Here is a 23,353-nt window from a genome sequence, read left to right as displayed (position 1 = left end):
AAAAAATCAGCTCTTCTGAGTATTTAAATTATTTTTTCTTTTTAAATACCATGGCTCCACCTATAGTCGAAACTAATCCAAATGCTAATGTCATAAATGAATTAGCCCCTCCTGTTTGAGGCAATTTTCCATTGCCTATTATTGGCTTATTTGTATCATCTGGTTTTATATCAATAGATGGTTTATCTATTCCATCATCGCTTCCACTTCCATGATTATTTCCATCACCATTTCCACTATTTCCATCATTATCATCTGGATTTTGTGGGTTATTACCATTATTGTTATTACCGTTATCATCTCCATCACCTGGATTTCCTGGCTCTTCAGGATCAACAACATCATTTTGATTTACAGTAATTATCTTATTATCTTGCCATATATAGCTTATTTCATCATAGAAAATTCTAACCTTAACAGCGTAGCTTCCAGCTTCTTCTGGTGTCCAAGAAGTGCTTCTATTATCACTTCTCTCTTGAATAACTGTCCACTCAGCATCATTTTCCTCTCTTACTGAAAATTCATATTCAAACTCTACTTCTTCTGTTGGTGGAGTAGCTGTAAGACTTAATGCTTCTCCTGCCTTTAATTCATATTTATCAGCTTCTAAAGTAACATTAAGATCTGGCTGTTCATCAAAATATCCACATTCTTCAAGGACATCATAAATATCATTTCCATTATAAACTTCCTGTGGTTCCTTAGCATCTTCATTTAAATAATCCTTCATTAGATAGTTTTCTATAACTGCACCCATATCCATATAGTTAACTACTCCATCTTGAGTTAAGTCAGCAGCAACTCTTTCTTCAGAAATTTCACTAGCTTCACTAGAAATCATATCACTATCAAAAACTGTAGGTACATATAACTTAGCAACTTCAATAGCATCAATAATATCTATGGCTCCATCTTCATTAACATCGCCTAATTTAGATTGTAATGGAGTTGAAGATGTAAATGAATAGCTTGTTATTGCAAATATATTTCCTATTCTCTCACTTTCCTCATTCAATTTACTTCCCGGTACATCGACAATACTATCAAATCCCCCTGGAGTCTCTAGTATTATTTGATAATTACCTTCAATTATAGGAAGATCATTAAATGCAAATAAATGACCTCTTTCAATCATTTCGTCAAACTTAAAGTAAGTTGGCTCATATTTATTTCCATCTGGATCAACGGCATAAACTTTAGCATCCTTCATACCTCTAGTATAAGTTCCTGTTGTACCATAAATTAAAGTTCTTTCAGTAGATTCAATTAATAAATTTTTATCCATAGTACCAACTTGAACATTAACCAAATCTTTATTAGAATTTTTGAATTCTCCGCTAATACCTCTTAAATTTATATATCTAAATTGTTCATCATCTATTAAGTCTTCTTCTATTCCCTCAAGACTGTTAACCTTATAATTAACATCAAATAATTTAATACCATCATTTAAGCCAATAATATTTTCGCCCTCTAATTTAAATGATATTTCAAATGATTGTCCTCCATTGTCAGTTGAAATTTCCTCAAAATTTATATCCATAGACTCTTTATTTTCATTTAATATAGCTTCTAATTCCTTAGTAGCAGTTACTGATTCTATACCTAAATCTGCATTACCATAATTTTCAATAACGAAAGTGCCTTCAGTAACATCCTTTGCATTATTTAAAGAAATACTTGCAACTAAGCTATCATTTTCAGTAACTCTTTCAAGATTTGTATCTAATGATAAATATTGAGTATCCTTATTCACAAATATAAAATTATGTGGCATATCTGTTACTGTTGCAGCATTAGCATATTCTAACTTAACTTTAAAGAAACCATCTTCCAAGTCACTTTTTTCTACCCCAGCTATTAATACATCTCCATTTTCCTTAGCCATAACACTCATTCCTATGTTCTTACCATTTGGATAGTATCCAGTTGCATATAAACCATTTAATTCTTCTTGCTTTAAATAATCTAGACCATATTCATTCTTCATTTTATCTACATATTCATTAAATACATTAGCTTTTATCCAAATACCTTCATGCTCTTCCCCATCATACCAAACCTCTGAAGAATATAAATCATCAGTTACTTCTATTATTCCTTCATTAAAATTAAAAGTAAGCTCATCAGAGTTTGTATCATTTATTACTGCCATAGGTATAGTTTTTGTAAAAATCTTTCCTTCATAAGTTTCAACTACAACTTCTAAATCATATATTCCATTTTGAACTGCACTCTTTTCTTCTGTAACATTTCCATTAACTATTTTAGATACTAATCCACCTGGCATAATATTGGGAATTAATACTTCAACATCTTCTGGAATCCAGCTACCATCTTGACTGCCAGCATGTCCAACATATTCCCCTGTAGTCTTATCTTTAATAAAAGTATGAATTACTGATACTGGTTCACTTACAGCCATAGTAACTGTAATATCACTCCCGGCAAAATAAGTATACTCGCTCTTATTAAATAAAGATGATGTATTAAATGCTGATAATCCCTTTGATATACCTTCATACATAGATGGATAATCTAATACGCTAAATCCTTCTATTGATAATGTTGCACTAAATGGCATTTGATAATCTTCATTACTAGAAATATCTTCAAATAAAATATATCCTTCGTAAGTTCCATTACTTGCAATACCAGGTAAAATTATTTCTGCATCAAAACTCTTACTCTCTCCTGGATCAACTGTTATTTTATCTAAAACATTTAATTTAACATTATTTTCTTCTGCTGATAACGCTCTATCACTATTAGAGTAATGAACTGATACATTATACGTTTTTCTTTCACTTGAATTATTGCTAACTGTAACTGGAATTACCTTCTTTGTATCCTTAGAATTATCTTCACTCTTATACACTTTTCCATAAGAAAGCATACCTGTTACATTATCATACTTTTCACTTTTTTCTCCCGCTATAACCTCATATTCTGCTTTAAATGAAACCTCTTCATAAACTGCTTCATATGGATTAACTCTTCCTGCACCTATTTGATGAACACTATAGTCACTACCATCTTCTTTAGTAATCTTTTCGGAAGTATTCATTAATGCCGCTTTTACATCCTCTGGAGTATAGTCTGGATTAGCTTGAAGAATTAAAGCTGCTATACCAGCTACATGAGGTGTTGCCATTGATGTTCCACTCATTCTTTCATAAGCTACATTATAATTATCCTCATCTTCATTTTTATCATTTATATATTCTGGAACTGTGGAGAACACTTGTGAGCCTGGTGCTACAACATCTGGTCTTATTTCATAAGTTCTCTTAACTGGACCTGCGGAACTAAAATCAGTTAATTTATCACCTTCAACAATAAAACTACCTGATGCTGTTATTGTAATCTTTTTATCTAAATTTTCTTTTAAAACTTTTCCATCCTCTAGTGATAAAGCTAGAGCATTTAAGTTTGTACTTTCTCCAATGTATGGCATAGTCGAGTCTGTAACATTATTTGCTATAATTACAAAAGCAGCACCTGCAGCTTCTGCATTTTGTAATTTTTCAACAAATGTTGATGTTCCTCTATCAATTAAAGCAACCTTACCTGTTACATCTACTTCATTAAATTCTTCTTCACTTCCTAAACCACAATAAACCACTTCATACTCCGTATTTTCAAAAGTTGAAAATGGAATTTCTAAATTTTTAACCATAACTTGTGAATTTATTTCTAAGCCATTTAAAGCTATTTCATAAGTATCACATTTATAATCTACTGATGTTGCTCCTACAGTAATTGGTAATTGAGCTGTTCCTGGAGCTGAAGATGTTGCTGCACTTGGTCCTGAATTACCATTTGCAATTACTGTTACAACACCTGCTAAAGTTGCATTATTAACAGCTGTTACCATAGGACTAAATGGATCTGTAGTCCCTGCATCACCAAGTGACATATTTATTACATCCATTCCATCATTAACAGCTTTTTCAATACCTGCTATTATTCCTGAAGTGGCACCTGAACCTCTTGGACCTAAAACCCTGTATCCATAAAGCTCAACATTTGGAGCAACTCCAAGCACTGCATTATCAGTCTCAGTATTTGCTGCTTGACCCGCTATAATTCCTGAAACATGAGTTCCATGAGATGTATAATATGCATTTCCATAATAATCAAACTCTTGTTGCCCACTATCCTTCCACTCACTATAAGTTGTTTCCATAGGATCTGCATCATTATCTATAAAGTCCCAACCTTTAACAGAATCTATATCTTGATTATTAGCATCCCCATCATTTGCTGTAAATCCACTATATACACCCGTTAAATCCGGATGATTATAATCTATACCAGTATCTAATACGCCAACCTTAACGCCATCACCTTTTATGCCATCTTCATGTAAATCATCAATATCTAAAAATGGCACTGAATCCATCATAAGAGGTGATATTTCATTTGATAGTACTTCCTCTACCTCCTCAGCCTTCTCTTCTTCCGACTCAGTTGCCTCCTCAACTTCATTTTCCCCTACTTCTATTTCATTTGTTAATTCACTTTCTTCTATTACAGGTTCAGTAGCTTCAATCTCTTCAGATTCATTGGAAGTAGAAATAGATTCATCTTCTACACCTTCATCATCTACAGTTTCTAACCTAACTTCATAATCTTTATGAATCTTCTTAACGACTTCACACTTTATTAAAGATTCCAATTCACTAGATTTTATATTCATTGCTACACCATTAAAAACAGTGTAATACTCTTCTTTTATTTCCATTGGCGTATCACTATAAGTTTGCGGCATATTACCTAAAAAAGTTTCAAATACTCTATGATCTCTTTCTACCTTTGATTCAGATAACTTAAATAATGATGTTTCATTATTTACTGCTAATGGTTCACTTACAAACTCTATAATAACTGAAATAACTTCATCAGATTCTAAATCTATATCTGTAGAAATTTTTGAATTACTACTTGCTTCTCCAATTAAATTTCCCTTCTTTATGCTACTTAATAATTGTGCATATTCTGAATCATCAGTTGTATTAACTGTTGCATAGCTTAAAGAATTAGACCCCAAACTTACAGCTAATGCTATACCTATTATTCCCTTTAACTTATTTCTTTTCATTAAAATTTACCCCCTATTTATTTTGCTTATTGCTTTAGTTAACATATCTTTTAAATACTTTTCATATAATTTTATATTAATATGTACTCATCTACTTCTATCATTACTCAATTTTAACTAAGAAATATAGTTTAAGATGATAATTTTCCCCAATTCATTCGTCTTTATTTTTTTACTTTTTTTAACTATATTTACATATATTTCTTTATGGGCTTATTATACTATCATTTATCTTTTTGTCAATTAATTTTTTACTTATACTATTTTGTTTAAGTTAAATAAAATAGTATAAAAAATAGCCCTAGGCAAGTTATATTAATGCCTAAGGCTATAAATCATATTCATAGAAACCCACTACTTATATTTAGTAGTAGGCTACACTCTATGTAAGTTCCATTATTAAAAAATAAGTTTTGAAGTGTCACTTAAGTTCATCTTGCCAAACATAAAATTTTTAGGCAATATAGGTAACACCTATAAGTGAGTTTTTTCTATTTATTTTATTTGTATAGACTTTTTATATTTCTTATAATACTTTGAACTTGAAAAAATATAAAAAGTACCAAAAATTATATAAAATACTGCAGAAAAATATAGTTTACCAATTAAATGCCATATCCCTATAGCTAACCATAGAACGCTTGTAATTGCATATAATTTCCATGAAATTTTATTATCTATTACTTTATTGTTATACTTACCATACTTTTTTATTTGCTTGATTCTTGAATTATATGCTAAATAAGGCATAAAATTAAAGACAAATATAAATATATCAATTATTAATAATCCAATAATAATCGGGAATATAGGTTTAATAACAATTGAGGAAACAACTAGCAAACCAATTAATGCTATAGCTATTATTAGAGAATATAGAGTTCCTTTTCTTGTTGTATTTCTTATACTTGTATATTTATCTATTTCTGATTCACAATCACTATAAATTGGTTTAGTTCCAACTTGTGCTGAAAAAATGTGCATATAATTTTCTATAGAAACAACAAGCTCCCATCCTGCTTCTTTAAATATATTGAAATATTCTTCATTTGTCTCTGTTTGATAATCTAGATTATATACTATGTTTTGAGGCTTATCTTTTCTTAGTTTATAGAAAAATCCCCCTACTATGTCTTCTAATATCCAACCTTGACTTGCATAATTTTTTAGTTTTTCCATATCATCTTCTTCACTAAATGCAAGTCCACTAATCATTACATATTTACTTCTCATCAATATCCCCCTTTTCTAACCTAAAAAATTTTGAGCAAATCTAATCATCTGCTTTTTACGTTCGATCTCTTTTATTAACATCTCTCGTCCTTTATTTGTTATTTTATATACTTTTTTATTTTCAGCTATGTCAGTATTTAACTCCACTAACTCTGCTACTAGAAGCTTTTTCAGTGTTGTATAAAGTGATGCTGGTCCAATTATAACTTTATCATCTGTAAGCTTTTCAATAGTTTTCATAATTAGATATCCGTGCTTTTCCTCAATAACACTAGCTAAAATATAAAAAGCAGTATCTGTTAATTCGCCAATATCAATAGAATCTTTTCTCGCCATAAATTACCTCTTCACAGTTTTATATCATTAATTGATATATCATTAAATATAATATATCAATTAATGATATACTTGTCAAATATTCATATGTAATTTTTTTCCTCCAATCTCTTACCAGCATCAATTATTTTTATTTATCAATAACTTTTATAAAATATTACCTTATATATCATAAATTATAATAAACTGTTATTCTTTTTCTGTTCCATTTCTCCTTCTAAAATATTTTCAAGAACATCTTTAACAAGACTCTAATAATCATATTTTTTCACATAACATAATCAATGGTTTTACACTTCCTAATTTGTTCATTGTAATCAAAGTTTGTATCAATTTTCTTTGGAATAATAATTCCTCCTAAATTTGTATAGTGTATTATTCTAAAACTTACAACTGTTCATACAAAAAACAGTACCTAGTTTTGTTTTTACACAAAACTAGGTACTATTCCTCTTGATCTAACAGTTTTTACGAGCCTATAGCTTCTTTTTGTAGCCATTTGTCTTATGAATCATATTTTATTTATCTTTGCAGTTATATTCGCAATTTAAAACAATTTATTTCTTATTTTTCTTTTTATTTAAAGCAAATCCGAGAGCTGTCATGGCCATAGCTAAAGCTACTGTTGCTACTGGAGTGACTGCTGCACCTGTATTGGGTAAGTTTCCTTTTCCGTTGTTATCTTCTGGCTTTGTTTCAACATCAGGCTTTTTTTCTTCTTCTTCTTTTGGTTCTTCTTCTGTTATCTTTTCTTTCACTGTGAATATTAGTTCTGCCTCAACATTATCAGGAGAAATTGCCTTAATAGATGCTTTTCCTTCTTTTATTGCAGTTACTGTTCCATTTTCATCTACTTTAAGCACTTCTGGATCTGATGTTTCCCACTTCAATGTCTTATCTGTTGCATTATCTGGTGTGATTACACCTGCTATTTTTATCTGCTCTCCGATTTCTAGTTCTTCTTTTTCAGCAGTTAATTCTATTTTTTCTACTTTAATATATTCTGGTTTTTCTGTTGTCTTTTCTTTCACTGTAAATTTTATCTCTGCCTGAACATTATCAGGAGAAATTGCCTTAATAGATGCTTTTCCTTCTTTTATTGCAGTTACTTTTCCATTTTCATCTACTTTAAGCACTTCTGGATCTGATGTTTCCCACTTTAATGTCTTATCTGTTGCATTATCTGGTGTGATTACACCTGTTATTTTTACCTGCTCTCCGATTTCTAGTTCATCTTTTTCAGCAGATAATTCTATTTTTTCCACCTTAATATATTCAGGTTTTTCTATTATCTTTTCTTTCACTGTAAATATTAATTCTGCCTGAACATTATCAGGAGAAATTGCCTTAATAGATGCTTTTCCTTCTTTTATTGCAGTTACTGTTCCATTTTCATCTATTTTAAGCACTTCTGGATCTGATGTTTCCCACTTCAATGTCTTATCTGTTGCATTATCTGGTGTGATTACACCTGTTATTTTTATCTGCTCTCCAATTTCTAGTTCTTCTTTTTCAGCAGTTAATTCTATTTTTTCTACTTTAATATATTCTGGTTTTTCTGTTAAAGAATCTAATGATATTTGCAATGATTCTTTTGCCTCATCAATCTCTGCCTGTTCTGCAATTACACTTTCGTTCAATGCCTTTGCCATAACATATGCATCAAAGAATATATCGTATCCTTTTTTATCACTATAGCTCAAATCTAATTCTTGAACTTTTTCCTCAGCTTGAGTAATAATTGAATTTAAATCTGATTTTTCAACTTGCTCATATGCTTCAAATTCCCTCAACTTAAATGTATTTCCATTATTCTGTAATCCTTTAACTCTCAAATATTGTGTATTAACTGGTTCTTTGAAAGTTATCTCATTTATGCTTTTCCCAGTTACTTCTTGAATGTCTGTCCAAATTTCACCATCTTTTGACTGTTGTATCATAAACCTCTGTGGAGGATTATCCCATTGCAAAACTAGCTTGCTTATATCATATTCTCCTTGCATATCAACTGCAAAAGAACTATCTGCATATGCCCCCTCAAAATAAGAATCTTTTTCGCTCACATCTGTTCCATGAGAACCGTTCAGTGCATTTCCATCACCATCTAATGCTTTCCATCCAACTCTCAACTTTTTCCAATCAACATCCTGACCTCCATCACCCTTACGCTGTGCCATTCCTGCTGCACCTTTATCTTGAGAAACATTTACCTCACTAACACTTTCTCCTCTTCCTATCTTATCTATAATTTCTGGAGACAATGCTTTGTTATATGCTTTAATATTTGCAATTTTACCATCTAGGCCACTTCCAATAGAAGTTAAAGGAAATACAAATGTAGATAATAAATTATCATAGTCTGTTTCAGAAGCTGTCAATCTTGACAACACAGACTGTAGCTTTCCATTTACATAAAGCTTTGTAACTTGTTGCGTTCCAACCACCGTAAGCTCTACTTTCTCACTTGTTGGTATTTTGTAACCAAAATCTTGATTGAAGAATACACGATTCAATCCAAGATTTCCATTCTTCTTTACAGTTAAACGTCCATCCTCTCCATCAAAAAGGCATATATCCTCTTCTCGATTATCAACGTCAGATAATTTTAAATCAAATTGCACTGTATATGGATAATCCAACGACTTTAGTGTTGTTGTAACTTCACCAGTACCATCCAAATTTAACCACGCTTCTCCGTCTTCTTTTACTATTTCACCATTCTTAATTTTCCCATCATATCCATTTCCACTTGAATCATATATAGTTCCATCTTTTTCATTTGCAAAATCATATGACATAACAAGCCCTGATTTAGATTCTACTCCTGCACCTAGAGTTACACCAGGCCCTTCTCTCAAACTCTCATATTTAAAACTATAATCTTCAAAGTTCTGATCTTTATCAGTTCCCCCCCATGTTTTTTCACTCAAAACAGCTGCCTGTCTAATTAATCTTTCCTGACTATCTCTCTCTGTGACTCCCATATTATTAATATCCGCCCATAATGAAGTCTTTGCACCAAGTAGATTTGGCTCTCCCTTTTTCAAGTTTCCCCCTGAAATTATGGTTGGATCCCAATTATTAAAAATATGTTCTATATTTACAATATCTCTATAATCTCTTCCTGGATTTCCATATAGATGATTTGAATCAGCATTTACTATTTTAAATCCTTCTGAAACTCTTCTAGCAGCATTGTCCCAATAAGATGACCAGAAATCTATTACAATATCATTATATTGATTTGCATCAACGCCTTTATTATCAAAATAAGGTAACATAGATGCCCACATACGAACCTCTTTTCCACTCTCTTTAATAGTCTCTGCCATTCTGCTAATATAATTACGCATTCCCTCATATTCATTATCTTGAATATTCCAATATTCATCAATACCAATATTTACCGTGTCACCTAAGAAAACTGGATCTTCTGAGTCTAGATATTCTCCATATAATGTTTCCATAAAATCAATCGCCCATTCTCCATTTTCTCCTACTAAAGATAATAATTCCCAATCCCTAGTGCTGTTAATATTTCCTTTGATTTGAGGAAGAACTTTCTGTACTTCTTCCAAGTTGTTTCTTACATATTTTGTAAATAAAAGTGAGTGTCCAGGTGCATCAATCTCAGAAATAGGATTGATTCCATAACTCATTGCTAACTCTTGAAGCTCTTTATATTCTTCTTTTGAATACTGTGGTGAGCCACCGTACACTTCGTTATAATATTCATCATCCTTATCATCTGTTTTCAGACTTGGAAATAAATCACTTTCTAATCGGAACATTGCTTCGGCATTCTTCCAATAATTATAATCTCCTCTGTCACCGCTTGAGGCAATATGTCTATTATCATTCAAGTGAAACTGTACTTCATTTGTCTTATAAAAAGCAAATGTCTTAACTAAATCTTGTAAAGCTTCAATACGGTAAGGTGCCCTTGCAATATCAATCATAACACCTCTAATTTCATATTGTGGGAAGTCTCTTATAACACCTTTTGGGAATGTGAACTCTTTTTTCTGCGTATAAAAAACTTGTTCCAAAGTCATAAGTCCATAAAGACACCCATTATAACCACTGCTTGATATTTTAATTCCACTGTCATCCGCCACTAGTAAATATCCTTCTTCTCCAGTATCATATATATCTGTTTTTGTAGAAGTTAAAACAATATCAGATTTACCTGCATTGCCACCTTCCACTACTTCTAATGTCCACCCGGTAATATCCTTCATATCACTTTGGAATTCTTCTGCTACCTTCTTAATTCCTAATTCTGCATCATCTTGAATAATTATTTTAGATTCACTATTTAGATTAAATTCTCCTTCATATCCATACCACTCCTGAAGACTTGGAATTACTTTTGGTTCCTTGTTCGCATTATTAACTTGTGGGAATAAAGATGCATATTTTTCCCTTTTATTCGGTACATGAACATTAAAACTCTTTTCAGCCTTATCTTCCTGATTTTCTTTATTTACTGCCTCAATAATGATATCTTGATCATAATCGTAAATATTATAATTGCTTATTTTACCATCATCTGAAATTACTTGTGAATATTCACTTCCTTTTACTCGAATATCATATCCTTCCGGCGCTTTTGGAAGGGGTACTTCTTCCATATCTTTTGTTATCGTTTCCAAATAAGATATGCTATCAATTACATCTTTTGCAGATTCCGGTAATAACTCCTCCCCAGGATCCAAATCTAATACTCCATTAATTTCTATTTCATACACACCTATACTCCTATTGGCTGCATTTGTATTTCCAGATGTAAATCGTAACCTTACATAACGCTCTACATGCTTCATCTTTCCATTTTCATTTAAGTTTACAACTTTAGTCAAATCCGTATTATTACTCGGTGGCATTTCTCCTCTTCCGACTTCTTTCCATATCGCACCTTCTTCATTAGTTTCTGATGTCTCAATCACAAAATTTCCATAAAGCTTTGCGAAAAATTTAACCTTAATTTCAGAAACTAAAGAATCTGTTCTAAGTTTTATCTCTATCCATTGTTCTTTAAATGTTGCATCTTCACCACTCTGCCATCTGCTATTTTGTTCTGATAAATTTCCATCTACAGCAAGATTTGGAGTTCTTGCTGGATATCCGTCCTTAGCTTCTAAATATGCTGATGCTCTTGTAGGTCTATTCAATGCTAAATTTCTGATTTCTTGACTTGTCTCTTCTGTTTCTTTTGTCTCTTCTATTTCTTTTATCTCTTCTGTTTCTTTTACCTCTTCTGTTTCTTTTGTCTCTTTCTCTATAATTGCCTCTTCAGTCTCTTTTGTCTCTTCTGTCTCTTTCTCTATAATTGCCTCTTCGTCTGATTGATTCATTGCTTTTACAGTGATACCACCTCCTCCATAAAAGCAACTTAAACTAACTACAATAATCAAAAATGCTGCTAATACTTTTTTTCCTCTCATCTTTTCTCCTCCCCATTATTAATAGATTAAATAAATTTATCATTCACTTTATAACATAATATATAATCGTCTAAACTTCAACGCAATTTTTACATTTTTGGTTAATTTTGTAAATTAAAAAAATTATTACTTTTTGAGCTAAAAGGAAGTTAGTTATGCAAAGTATCTAATATAATTAAATTGATATTGGTCATGAGCATATTTAGGAAGATTACTTATGTTAAATGATCAATTATTCAAGGGAAGACATCTTAGGATTGAATAACGACTTATAATAAAAGTAGTGTAATAAGCGTTCACATATAAACTTTTATAGAACATCAAAATAAATCAAAAATTTATTTTATTATACTTCTATATTTTTTATAATCAATTATTATTTTTTTCTATAAATAGTAAAAAAGTTTTAATACATACTTAGTATTAAAACTTTAATTTCAAACCTTTTAATATTATTCCAATCCTCTTTTAGTAAAAATGTTTAGATTTTCCCATATACAATATAATTGATAATATTTTAATTTCATATTCTCATCATAATAATATTAAGTACCCTACTATTTATCTACATCAATCAAATTACTTATATATTCTATTTTACCATCCAATACATCATCATAGAAAGATTGCTTATTGTCAATGAAATCAATACATTCATTGAGTTCATTCATTTTCTTTAATAATGATTCTTTTAGTTTATCAAGCATCTCCTTTCTTTTAGAAATTGTAGAAGAACCTTCTATGCAATAATTCATATACAATTTCATATCTTTAATGCTCATACCACACTTTCTTAGGCATTGCAGTCCATTTAGCCAGGCAATATTCTTTTCATCAAAGATTCTATAGTTATTTTTATCTCTTTTAACATTTGGCACTAAACCTTCTTTACAATAAAATTTTAATGTTTCGTAAGATATTCCAACTTGTTCACATACTTCTTTTGTTGTATACATAAAATTTCCTCCTAAATTAATAAAAATCCTTGCTCGGTAGCTACTACCTACTAGTAAAATTATTATAGACCATAAAATATTAAAACTAAAGGAGGATTTAAAATGGAATATGTAACTTTAAATAATGGCATAAAGATGCCTAAAGTTGGATTTGGAGTTTTTCAAATCACAGATAAAGAAGAATGTACTAAGGTTGTGTTAGACGCTATTGATGCCGGATATCGCTTAATTGACACAGCTCAAGCCTATGGAAATGAGGAAGCAGTTGGAGAAGCTATTCTTAAATCACCAGTTCCTAGAGAAGATTTATTTATTACTACTAAGGTATGGATTAGTAATGCTGGATATGAAAAAGCAAAGGAATCTATTGAAGAATCTCTAAAGAAAATGAAATTAGATTATTTGGATTTAGTTTTAATTCATCAACCAGTAAGTGATTACTATGGTGCTTACAAAGCTATGGAGGATTTAAATAAAGAAGGTAAAATTAGAGCAATAGGAGTGTCAAATTTCTATCCAGACCGTTTAGCTGACCTGTCTTTATTCAATGAAGTTACACCTGCTGTAAACCAAATTGAGATTAATCCATTCCACCAACAATTAATAGCACAGGAAGTTAACAATAAGTATGGGGTACAACTACAAGCATGGGCTCCTTTTGCTGAAGGGAAAAATGGAATGTTTGACAATCTTACTTTGAAGTCAATTGGTGATAAATATGATAAATCAGTTGCCCAAGTTATTTTAAGGTGGCTACTTCAAAGAGGAATTGTTCCACTAGCAAAGACAGTGAATAAGGAAAGAATGAAACAAAATATAGATATTTTCAATTTTGAATTAAGTGAAGATGATATGAATACAATCTGTGCTTTAGACAAAAAAGAAAGTTCTTTCTTTAATCATCAAGAAGCATCATCTATAGAGATGCTAGCTAGTCTTAGTAGATAAAGTAGAAATTATTAAATTATTAAATTATTACATCATGGAAATTAAGAGAGGTATATATGAAGAAGATATTGTACTTAATGAGACATGGACAAACCTTATTTAACGCTAGAAGAAAAATTCAAGGCTGGTGTGATGCCCCATTAACTAAAGTAGGAATCAGACAAGCTATCATTGCTGGAGAGTATTTTAAAAGTAATAACATTACTTTTGATCATGCTTACTCCTCTACATCTGAAAGAGCTTGTGATACATTAGAGTATGTTACAAACATGTCCTATACAAGAGTAAAAGGTCTTAAAGAATGGAATTTTGGTACTTTTGAAGGGGAAAGTGAAGATTTAAACCCACCACTACCTTATAGAGACTTTTTTGTTCAGTATGGAGGTGAAAGTGAAATTGAATTGAGAAACAGAATTGCTAAAACCCTCCATTCAATTATGAAAAATGATGACCATAATACAGTTTTAGCTGTTTCACATGGAGCTGCTTGCCGTCAATTTATGAGATACTGGGCTCATACTAGTGATATTGATCAAAAAGAAAGACTAGGTAATTGTTGTATACTAAAATTTGAATTTGAAAATGATGATTTTAAGTTGATAGAAATAATAAATCATGATTTTAGTGAATTACCTTAATCAATAAAATTCCTGCAATAAGCATTTATTTGCTTGTTGTAGGAACCTCACTTTTAGAATATTTATAGTAAAATATCCCATAATAACAAGAAATTTCATACATAAATCTTATCTTTAAAATTGAATGATTACTTTACCATTAGTATGCCCGCTAGCCACCAAATTTAATGCTTCACCTGTTTGTTCAATAGTAAATATACGGGAATCTATTCTAGGCACAATGTTATTTTCCTCGACAATTCGTGTAATTTCTTTTAGTTGTTCTCCATCAGCACGAACAAAAATAAAACGATATTCCTTTTCCTCTTTTCGAGCTAATTTATCATATTTTGCACCTGCAAGTGAGAATAACTTTTGCTTCCAAAATGGAAATTTATTTCTTTCAGCAAACTTTTTGTTTGGACCTGTACGCAAACTTAATAAGCGCCCACCTTTTTTTAAAACAGAGAGTTCTCTTTCAAACTCCTTTGGTCCAAGAGTATCTATTACAAAATCAACTTTCGGAATAATATCCCAATAATTCTCTTTTGTATAGTCTACATAAAGGTCAACCCCCAACTTCATCATTTGTTCACGTGATCTTGTATTGCCCGAAACAATAACATTAAGCCCCATTGATTTAGCTATGGGAATAGCCATCTCTCCAAAGCTTCCAGACCCCCCTGGAATAAATACAGTTTGTCCTGCCTTTGCTTCCAATTCTTCATGTAATCCTTGATAAGCAGTTAAACCTGTTAATGGGACAGCAACTGCCTCTTTAAAATCAAGATTTTTTGGCATATGACTGATTGCATCGGCATTAACTGCTATATATTCAGCAAATGCTCCTATTTTATCTATAGGAAGACGTGAGTATATTTTATCTCCTTTTTTAAACCCAGTAACATTTCTTCCAACTTCTTCTATTATCCCAGATAATTCATTTCCTAATGTTAGTGGCATATCATAGTCTTGAATTAATTTTACACTTCCTGTAAGAATTAAAAGCTCTAACGGATTAACAGCAGCTGCTTTGACTTTTACTAATACTTCATTATCACTGACCTTAGGAACAGGTATATCATTAATTGTTACATTTATCTCTTTTGAATATTTATTAATTTGTACGGCTTTCATATATTTCCTCCTTCTATCTTAAATCAATCTATTAAATTTATTTTTCCAATTGGTACTCGTAATTATTTTTCTTCTCTATTCTTAATTATACGTGTAATTTTTAGTGTTAATCCAAAATACCTTTCCAGATTTCTTATGATACTCTTTATTTTTTATTAGTTTTCTCTGATCTGATTTCATGGTCTTACGCATAACTGATTCTCTCAAGCTTCTTTTAGAAGTTGGATATCCTACAGGAGAAATAGCTGGGAATAAATCATTTTCTTTAATACCCATAGCAGACATAAAGCTATCACGACTAAAAGTTGCTGCTAACCATACTGTCCCAAGCCCCATGTGAGTTGCATATAAAATTAGGTTTTCAAACTCATATCCTGCTGCTTCAAGACCTAGTTCAGTATTTTCTACTGATACTCCTAAGAAAGTAGTAGCTCCTTTAATAACTCCATAAGTTCCTAATTTTTCTCCTTTTGAATCTAAATCTTTTTCTATAATATGAAAATTTACTTTTACTCCAAATGGATTTGTTAAACTATCAGCATATGCCATAAGTTTTTCTTTATCTTGAGTAGAAAGTTTTTTTCTTCATATGACCTTACACTATTACCTTTTTTATAGTTTGTTGTACTGGAATATTTATTTTCATTTTTACCTCCAAATATAATTTAATTTCTTAAGAATCATACTTAAGCACTAAATCTGCTAAAGTATATTTTGACATAATCTCTTTTACTCCTTCACGGACAGCATTATAAGGTTCTTCTAAAACATCATGTATTTTACAGCCAACTGGACATTCAGGAGATGGATTTTTGTGTATTCCAATTAAGTTTTCTAGTGATGTTGGATCAACTGCATTATATATATCAAAAATCGTAATTTCTGATGGATTCATCACCAATTCTGCACCTGCATAACCACGGCGAACTTTAATAATGCCTGCCTTTTTTAGTGATCCAAATATGTTACGAATAATAACAGGATTAGTTCCTGTACTATTTGCAATTATTTCACTTGTTACCTTAACTTTATCTGAAAACATTGCTATTGATATCAGGATGTGTATCGCTAAAGAACATTGTGTATTGATTTTCAAAATTTCCCCTCCTATATAATAAAAATTTTTCAAGTTGTAACGATTGAGGTTACAACTAGAATAATATGATATTACCATATTATTATTTTATTTGCAATAAAATGAAATTTCAAAATTGTCGGATTATAGTTAATTATTGATAGAGCCTTTTTTAAGGATATGTAACTTTAATGGATATTTTAAAATTTATTCCAGTATTGACTTTCTCAATTTGAATTACTTGGTCTATGTTTTCCTCCCCTACTTCACACAGTATTTTAATCCTATTTTCTATAACTCTAAATTCAATACACTTATTCCAATATTTTTTAAAATAATAGAAGAAGGAGCATAGCTTATATATACTCCTTCTTCCTTACTTATATAATCTACTAACTTATCATTTATAGTTAGATTTATTGAATCAACTTCCCTTAACTCATTAATTGTTATCTTAGAAATTATCATATGTAATAACTTCTTCTTCTTCTGCTTCTTTCTTGACTCTTTACTATTTAACAATTTACTCAAATTATCTAATACACTTTTATTGTACTCATAAGATATCTTCTTATTTACATCATAAAATACTTATTTACTTACTATCTTTGTTTCTATAACTTTCTTAGAAAGTCCTCCATGCGTAAGCTTAACAACATCATATTCATTATAGTTGCAATAATCATACACTCTAAATTTAATTTCTCTTTTATTCGAAAAATCAGTAACATATACTTCGTAATATACCTTTCTCAATCTGTCGCCTACTTTCATTACAACGCCTGTACATATTCCTTCAGTCTCTGTATACAGTCCCAAAATAGCATCTACAAAATATAATGCATCTGGAATAATAAAAATAGAAGCAATAACCATCATAGGAATATACACTAGCCTAAAATCACCTAAGAACGGTAATATAAATATAAGTCCAATCCAATTAATATGCTTAATTCTTTCAGTAAAACTTACTGATACATGAGGTACTAGCATAGGTTTAATCTTCCATAATAAACTACTATCCTCATAAGAATGTTTATTATAAGCTTTTCTCCAATTCTTTTGAGTTTCAGAAAGTATAGCAACTGTCCTGATCTTACTTGTGAACATATAAAAGTTTATATATCCAACATATATAATTAATGCTGAAATAATTATACTGATATTTTTTACAATAATAATTGTAAATATTATATATCCAATAAAAAATATATTTAATAGCTTCATACCATACATTTTTTTATTAAGCTCTTTCTTCTCATCTTGTGAAAGCTTCCTACCCCTTTCAAAAAAATTAAAAAGGCAACATATTAAAATGCAAAATGCAGTAAATTTATTAAACGAATCCACAGCCTGTAAAGTTTCATATGAACCCTCACTTATAAAATATACAACATTAGTAGCTATATTCATCACTATGGGAAGTATAGCAAAAATTATATAACTTTCAATACCTCTTTTTTCAGACCACATTTCTCCTCCCCCATATTTTGTAAAATCAATCTTTTTTTCCATTTATATATAACTTATTCAAATAATTATATATTACTTTAATTATTTCGTAAATAATACAAATAAAAATCCCTCAACTACATTAAAAATTATAGTTGAAGAACTCTATATTCTACACATTATCTAGTATATTTAATTATCCCTATTAATTGGAATTTAAGTGAGAGCCCAAATTTTATATTTGGATTCTCGAACTTACTCATTCGACGCTAGGAGAAGGAGTTTCCTTTAAAAATAATATAATAAGTTCTTATAAATACTTAATTTTTACTTTCTTATAAATGAAACTCACTACTCACATTCGTTCGTAGGAGTAAGTTCCGCTAACTAAATCAAAGATTTAGAGCGTCACTTAAATTCAAGTTTTAACTATACTTTTATACTAAAATAGCTAGTAAAACTTTTATAATTTTACTAGCTATCTTTCCAAAATGTTATTTGCCCAATTAGGTATTTTTTTATCTTTCCATATGACCTTACCATGTTTTAAATATATAACTTCTCCTAACACTTCTGTATTATCATATATATTTACTTCATCACATATTTCAATTGCTTCATTTAGATTTTTTAAGGAATCATAATATCTTCTTTCTATATCTTTATCAGATATTCCATGGCCACCCTTGCTTACTCTAATTTTAACTCTTTCTTTAGCAACCTCTGGATTTTTAACTCCTACATAATTCATAACTATGTAAAAGCCATTTTCTTTTGCAAACTTTATATTCTTTATTATACTTTTACCTGATAAAGTGGTTTCTTGATTAAATGATATACCTTCTAGAATATATTGTTTTATTAATCTAACAGCCTCTCTCGCACATTTAATTTGAAGATTATTATCTTTCCACGATCCAATTCTGGCTACCATTTCATCAGTATTTATTCTTTTTTCATCTTTATTTTCATCATAATAAATAGATTTATATATCGAAGTTTTCCCTGCACCGTTAACTCCCGCAAAAATTGTATAAGTTGGCATACTATTCACCTATAACTTTCGCCAGCTCTTTTTGTAATACTAAATTAGATAAGGTCATATAAAAGTCTTGCTCTTCTTTTGTCTTTGCGTTTTTAAATAATTCCTTTAATTGACTATATGAATAATTTATAAAAATCTCATATAAATTAATATCCTTATTTTCCAATTAAATTACCTCCTTCAAAAAGCATTTATACAAATATTATATACCAAACCTAATAGTTTATAAACCTAACGTCTTTTAATTTTGGTTCTCCATAGGTATGCTTCACCTTAGCATATATAAAAAAGAGTCTTAACCAAGTAATATCAATGGCTAAGACTAAAAAGCTCATTTACAGGAAACACACTACTCATATTCATTCGTAGGGTACACTTTGTGTAAGTTCCACTATTCAAAACAAGTTTTGAAGTGTCACTTAAGTTTGCCTTGCCAAATATAAAATTTGGAGGCAATATAGGTAACACCTACTCACATTCGTTCCTAGGTGTAAGTTCGCCTTGCCAAATATAAAATTTGGAGGCTTACTTATGGTACGGTTCACTGTATCACAAGTAAATAATATATAAAAAAGTTCTTCTTTACTATTATTTTTTGCACTAATTATAACTTCTGTGCATACAAGTCTTTTCTCCAGTGTGGCAGGTTACCCCAACTTGATCCACTAAAATCAATATTGTATCTAAATCACAATCTAAGAATATAGACTTTACATTATTGATAACTAATTTAATGATCATTATCTCCTAAAATAAAATTCTATACTTGGAGTTATTACCTCCTTATATCCCCAAGAATTAAAAACATCATTTATTGAGTTAATAATTCTAGACTTCTTTATACGCTCTTCTTCCGTCTAGAATAATATTCTAGTGTGACCTTTTTATAACTTATCTAGACATAAAAAAAGATTCAGCTTAAACTGAATCTTTACTTTAAATTTCACTTAATTCTTTTATTTCTTTTTCATTTAATCTATATATTGTCCACTCATCCATAGCAACAGCACCTAAGGACTTATAAAATTTAATTGAAGGCTCATTCCAATCAAGGCATACCCACTCAATCCTTTTACAACCTTCTTCTCTAGCCTTCTTTGCAATGAATTTAAATACCTCTTTTCCTATTCCTCTTCCCCTTGCTTCTTTTTTAATAAAAATATCTTCTAAGTATAATCCACTTCTACCTACAAATGTAGAGAAGTTATAGAAAAATAATGCATAACCTACTGGCTTTTCATCTAATTCTAAAATAACTACTTCTGCTCTATTATTATTAAAAATAGATTCGCGTAAAGTTTCTTCAGTAGCTATTACCTCATCTGACATTTTTTCATATTCAGCAATTTCTTTAATAAGTGATAATATAAGTTCACAATCTTCTTCATTAGTTTCCCTAATTTTTAAATTCTCAATACTAGTATCATAATAACGCATAAAAATTCCTCTCTTTAACGACATTTAAGTAATTATTTTAAGCAATATCTTTAATCATTGCTATATCACATCTTTCACATACATCGTCATCAAACTCTTCAAAACCATATTTTCTATATAACTTTACAGCCTTATACAAAACTGAATTAGTTTGTAATGTAATCTTTTTATAATTTAATGATTTAGCTATTTTAAATGAATTTTCAATCATAATATTACCTAGCCCTAAACCTTGAAAACTTTGTTTTAAATACATTTTTCTTAGTTCACATGTATCCTTGTCTATTTTATAAATTCCATAACTCCCAACAATTTTTCCTTTGAATACTATAACCTCAAAATCCCCATTATTTTTTGTATAGTATCTCGGTATGTCCGTAATATCTAAGTCCTCAATTTCAGGATTAACTTCTAATCCATAATCACTTAAAACCTCTTCTACTAAATCTAAAACTTTACCTTCATCACCACGTTTAGCTTTTCTAATAGTTAGATCCTTCATAATATAGCCCCCTAATATTACATATACCTTATTAAATTTATTCTTATTATAAATTTATTAAAGCATATAAATTATTAATATTTTAATAATATTATAAAGGTTTTTCTACATAATTTCACTAATATTCTGTGTTATTTTTGAAAATTTTCTAAATACAAGTACAGCTAATGATATAGCTAAAATTAAAATTATAGTTTCTACTAATAAAATATTTTCTATACCTCCAGCTTGATAAAGAGCTGCAGGAAAATTTATTACTGCATGTACAAGTATTGCTATTCCATAATAAATATACTTTCTTTCTTTTACTGCATAACAAACTAAAACTGATAATGAAATATGAACAATCATTGCTATAATTCTTTCATTTCCTGTCATTAACCAAATATAAGAACTAGTATTAACAAATTGATCATGTGTTGCACTTATTACATCCTTTGAAACTAAAGCACCTTCCATAACTGATTGAAAACCGCCTTTATTTATTAGGACTGAATAAATAATAGCATTTAAGCTACTAATTCCTCCAACTAATATAGCTTCTATACCACCATGTCCAACTCCATAAGTAATAGCATTAATATCATTTCTATCCTTTATTAAGTATTTAAATGATATTAATCTTGCTGTTTCCTCAAAAATACCCGCCATTAATCCTCCATATAACATATACGCTATTGGAGTGTTTAATAAAAACTCTGAAGTAGTTTTATTAATACTTAAAAAATATGAATGAATTGGTGCCTCTAAAATTTGTACAGAAATAAAGAATGCTAGCATACCTATAAAGAATATTTTTAAACTCACTTTATACTTCTTTTTCAAGTAAATAATCCCACCAATAGGCAAAGCTAAGCTTATAATTAAGCTACTGACCATAAAAATAATAGATAAATTACTAACCATATTAACTTCCTCCTTATTTACTCTTATATTCCTTTTATAATGAAATAAATTATTAAGAATATTATTAAAACGAAAGGTACTATCATTAACAGTGCGCCTATTGGATTACCTAAATTAATATCCCATCCAACTCCTATTCTTTTCTCAACAAAGATACTTGGATCATTTTTATTGTAATAAAAATTCCCTAATATCCAATTTTTATCGTCATCCCTATATATCTCTTCTTTTTCTTTACTAAATTTTAAGTTTTTACCACCTTGTCCAATCTTATAGCTTATAATTAAAAAAATAACTACTGTAATTAATATTGTTGGTAAACCAATTATATTCACTAAATTAATATTCCAAGAATAAATAGTACAAAATTGCACAAATGCAAACATTAATGATATTTCTAAAGCAATTATAAATAAAAGTATAGAGTTAACTCTTTTAAAAACTTTTCTTTGATTCTTAATTTCCTCTAAGGTCCCACTATTAATTTCAACCTTACTATTAATAGCAAATTTATTAAGTGTAGCTAAAAAAACTATCATTCCAACCTGTATTAATACTGGAAATAAAACTAAATAAAAAAATCCTTTAAATCCTTCCTTATTAACAAATCCATCGGCTAAACCTTCTGCATTATAATGAATAGGAAAAGGATTAGGTACGTTTTTATAAGCAATTAAAGTAGCTATAACTGTTATTACAGGAATAATTAATAATACTAAAAAATGTCTAGTCTTAATTACTACATCATCTTCTCTAACCTTGGGTTTTCTTATTGACGTATCTACCAAAACAACATTTTTTCCAAGATTTTTCCAACCTTTTTCTTCTTTAAGCTTCATTGTTTTTTTCCAATAAATAAATATCGGAATATTAGTAATTACAATCAAAGAAAATATCAATATAAAATATACCCATATTCTTGAACTTATAAATACAAGTAAATTTATTATAATAATTAATGGTAAAATAAATATTAAATAATTTTTCTTATATTCTTTTTCTAACTTAATTATCTCCTCATCCTTCTCATATTCTTTGGGTACTCTAACTCCAAAAATAATTCCATTATTAGAAAATTTATTAACAAAAATAGTTGAAAAAAATAGAATTATACTTACAAAAATAGTGCTTCCTAAAATAATTATCTTTTCCATTACT

At 29.6% G+C, this 23,353-nt stretch carries 19 protein-coding genes and 1 pseudogene; 2 read left to right on the top strand and 18 right to left on the bottom strand.

Translation table 11 applies throughout. The features are described 5' to 3' along the window. Positions 1–28: 28 nt before the first annotated feature. The 6 genes and pseudogenes from ACQPUY_RS03955 to ACQPUY_RS03930 all read right to left on the bottom strand — a co-directional run bounded on the left by ACQPUY_RS03955 (position 29) and on the right by ACQPUY_RS03930 (position 13,076). Positions 29–5,104: a S8 family serine peptidase gene (locus ACQPUY_RS03955; protein WP_430839626.1), complete on the bottom strand. Its 5,076-nt coding sequence runs from the start codon at positions 5,102–5,104 to the stop codon at positions 29–31. Between the two features lie 495 nt (positions 5,105–5,599). Further along, positions 5,600–6,337: a DUF2812 domain-containing protein gene (locus tag ACQPUY_RS03950; protein WP_430839625.1), complete on the bottom strand. Its 738-nt coding sequence runs from the start codon at positions 6,335–6,337 to the stop codon at positions 5,600–5,602. A gap of 15 nt (positions 6,338–6,352) precedes the next feature. After that, a complete protein-coding gene (locus tag ACQPUY_RS03945; RefSeq protein ID WP_430839624.1) occupies positions 6,353–6,673 on the bottom strand; it encodes a PadR family transcriptional regulator in 321 nt (106 codons plus the stop codon). A 200-nt stretch (positions 6,674–6,873) separates the two neighbouring features. Beyond that, positions 6,874–7,019: pseudogene (locus tag ACQPUY_RS03940) on the bottom strand (IS256 family transposase); the annotation flags it as partial. Positions 7,020–7,230: 211 nt separating this feature from the next. Further along, positions 7,231–12,120, bottom strand: a complete 4,890-nt coding sequence (locus ACQPUY_RS03935; protein ID WP_430839623.1) for an Ig-like domain-containing protein — start codon at positions 12,118–12,120, stop codon at positions 7,231–7,233. A 557-nt stretch (positions 12,121–12,677) separates the two neighbouring features. Next, positions 12,678–13,076, bottom strand: a complete 399-nt coding sequence (locus tag ACQPUY_RS03930) for a MerR family transcriptional regulator (protein WP_430839622.1) — start codon at positions 13,074–13,076, stop codon at positions 12,678–12,680. 102 nt (positions 13,077–13,178) lie between these two features. On the opposite strand from ACQPUY_RS03930, the gene ACQPUY_RS03925 reads away from it, so the two are divergent. Next, positions 13,179–14,024, top strand: coding sequence for an aldo/keto reductase (locus tag ACQPUY_RS03925; protein ID WP_430839621.1), 846 nt, complete (start codon positions 13,179–13,181; stop codon positions 14,022–14,024). A 56-nt stretch (positions 14,025–14,080) separates the two neighbouring features. Then, positions 14,081–14,662 carry a histidine phosphatase family protein gene (locus ACQPUY_RS03920; RefSeq protein WP_430839620.1) on the top strand — a complete coding sequence of 194 codons (582 nt, stop codon included), beginning with the start codon at positions 14,081–14,083 and terminating at the stop codon, positions 14,660–14,662. Between the two features lie 114 nt (positions 14,663–14,776). Here ACQPUY_RS03920 and ACQPUY_RS03915 read toward each other — a convergent pair whose 3' ends face one another. The 12 genes from ACQPUY_RS03915 to ACQPUY_RS03860 form a co-directional block, all read right to left on the bottom strand. Next, a complete protein-coding gene (locus tag ACQPUY_RS03915) occupies positions 14,777–15,778 on the bottom strand; it encodes an NADP-dependent oxidoreductase (RefSeq protein ID WP_430839619.1) in 1,002 nt (333 codons plus the stop codon). Positions 15,779–15,859: 81 nt separating this feature from the next. Further along, complete coding sequence (locus ACQPUY_RS03910; protein ID WP_430839618.1) at positions 15,860–16,327, bottom strand: nitroreductase family protein; 468 nt, start codon at positions 16,325–16,327, stop codon at positions 15,860–15,862. 124 nt (positions 16,328–16,451) lie between these two features. After that, positions 16,452–16,874 carry an Rrf2 family transcriptional regulator gene (locus ACQPUY_RS03905; RefSeq protein WP_430839617.1) on the bottom strand — a complete coding sequence of 141 codons (423 nt, stop codon included), beginning with the start codon at positions 16,872–16,874 and terminating at the stop codon, positions 16,452–16,454. Positions 16,875–17,144: 270 nt separating this feature from the next. Next, on the bottom strand, positions 17,145–17,384 hold the full coding sequence (locus tag ACQPUY_RS03900; RefSeq protein WP_430839616.1) for a hypothetical protein: 240 nt from the start codon (positions 17,382–17,384) through the stop codon (positions 17,145–17,147). A gap of 60 nt (positions 17,385–17,444) precedes the next feature. Beyond that, the gene (locus ACQPUY_RS03895) at positions 17,445–18,368 is read right to left on the bottom strand and encodes a hypothetical protein (RefSeq protein WP_430839615.1); all 924 of its coding nucleotides are present in this window, start codon (positions 18,366–18,368) and stop codon (positions 17,445–17,447) included. Positions 18,369–18,783: 415 nt separating this feature from the next. Then, positions 18,784–19,350, bottom strand: coding sequence for a zeta toxin family protein (locus ACQPUY_RS03890; RefSeq protein ID WP_430839614.1), 567 nt, complete (start codon positions 19,348–19,350; stop codon positions 18,784–18,786). A gap of 1 nt (position 19,351) precedes the next feature. Then, positions 19,352–19,516, bottom strand: a complete 165-nt coding sequence (locus ACQPUY_RS03885) for a hypothetical protein (protein WP_430839613.1) — start codon at positions 19,514–19,516, stop codon at positions 19,352–19,354. A gap of 434 nt (positions 19,517–19,950) precedes the next feature. Then, positions 19,951–20,091: a phosphoribosyl-AMP cyclohydrolase gene (locus tag ACQPUY_RS03880; RefSeq protein WP_430839612.1), complete on the bottom strand. Its 141-nt coding sequence runs from the start codon at positions 20,089–20,091 to the stop codon at positions 19,951–19,953. Between the two features lie 195 nt (positions 20,092–20,286). Further along, positions 20,287–20,787: a GNAT family N-acetyltransferase gene (locus tag ACQPUY_RS03875; protein WP_430839611.1), complete on the bottom strand. Its 501-nt coding sequence runs from the start codon at positions 20,785–20,787 to the stop codon at positions 20,287–20,289. Positions 20,788–20,824: 37 nt separating this feature from the next. After that, positions 20,825–21,289 (bottom strand): GNAT family N-acetyltransferase, encoded by a 465-nt coding sequence (locus tag ACQPUY_RS03870; RefSeq protein WP_430839610.1) that lies wholly within the window; start codon positions 21,287–21,289, stop codon positions 20,825–20,827. Positions 21,290–21,394: 105 nt separating this feature from the next. Continuing rightward, positions 21,395–22,195, bottom strand: coding sequence for a YhfC family intramembrane metalloprotease (locus ACQPUY_RS03865; RefSeq protein WP_430839609.1), 801 nt, complete (start codon positions 22,193–22,195; stop codon positions 21,395–21,397). A 23-nt stretch (positions 22,196–22,218) separates the two neighbouring features. Beyond that, a complete protein-coding gene (locus ACQPUY_RS03860; protein ID WP_430839608.1) occupies positions 22,219–23,349 on the bottom strand; it encodes a DUF1648 domain-containing protein in 1,131 nt (376 codons plus the stop codon). Positions 23,350–23,353: the final 4 nt, after the last annotated feature.

The organism is Clostridium nigeriense (genome assembly GCF_050585245.1).
Lineage (GTDB): Bacteria > Bacillota > Clostridia > Clostridiales > Clostridiaceae > Clostridium > Clostridium nigeriense_A.
Note: the sequence above shows the minus strand (reverse complement) of the source record. Positions and strands in the feature narration are given on the sequence as shown.

Coding starts and splice junctions, on each gene's coding strand:
- ACQPUY_RS03955 (WP_430839626.1), bottom strand. CDS start 5,104: ATGAAAAGAAATAAGTTAAAGGGAATAATAGGTATAGCATTAGCTGTA.
- ACQPUY_RS03950 (WP_430839625.1), bottom strand. CDS start 6,337: ATGAGAAGTAAATATGTAATGATTAGTGGACTTGCATTTAGTGAAGAA.
- ACQPUY_RS03945 (WP_430839624.1), bottom strand. CDS start 6,673: ATGGCGAGAAAAGATTCTATTGATATTGGCGAATTAACAGATACTGCT.
- ACQPUY_RS03935 (WP_430839623.1), bottom strand. CDS start 12,120: ATGAGAGGAAAAAAAGTATTAGCAGCATTTTTGATTATTGTAGTTAGT.
- ACQPUY_RS03930 (WP_430839622.1), bottom strand. CDS start 13,076: ATGTATACAACAAAAGAAGTATGTGAACAAGTTGGAATATCTTACGAA.
- ACQPUY_RS03925 (WP_430839621.1), top strand. CDS start 13,179: ATGGAATATGTAACTTTAAATAATGGCATAAAGATGCCTAAAGTTGGA.
- ACQPUY_RS03920 (WP_430839620.1), top strand. CDS start 14,081: ATGAAGAAGATATTGTACTTAATGAGACATGGACAAACCTTATTTAAC.
- ACQPUY_RS03915 (WP_430839619.1), bottom strand. CDS start 15,778: ATGAAAGCCGTACAAATTAATAAATATTCAAAAGAGATAAATGTAACA.
- ACQPUY_RS03910 (WP_430839618.1), bottom strand. CDS start 16,327: ATGGCATATGCTGATAGTTTAACAAATCCATTTGGAGTAAAAGTAAAT.
- ACQPUY_RS03895 (WP_430839615.1), bottom strand. CDS start 18,368: ATGGAAAAAAAGATTGATTTTACAAAATATGGGGGAGGAGAAATGTGG.
- ACQPUY_RS03890 (WP_430839614.1), bottom strand. CDS start 19,350: ATGCCAACTTATACAATTTTTGCGGGAGTTAACGGTGCAGGGAAAACT.
- ACQPUY_RS03880 (WP_430839612.1), bottom strand. CDS start 20,091: ATGATCATTAAATTAGTTATCAATAATGTAAAGTCTATATTCTTAGAT.
- ACQPUY_RS03875 (WP_430839611.1), bottom strand. CDS start 20,787: ATGCGTTATTATGATACTAGTATTGAGAATTTAAAAATTAGGGAAACT.
- ACQPUY_RS03870 (WP_430839610.1), bottom strand. CDS start 21,289: ATGAAGGATCTAACTATTAGAAAAGCTAAACGTGGTGATGAAGGTAAA.
- ACQPUY_RS03865 (WP_430839609.1), bottom strand. CDS start 22,195: ATGGTTAGTAATTTATCTATTATTTTTATGGTCAGTAGCTTAATTATA.
- ACQPUY_RS03860 (WP_430839608.1), bottom strand. CDS start 23,349: ATGGAAAAGATAATTATTTTAGGAAGCACTATTTTTGTAAGTATAATT.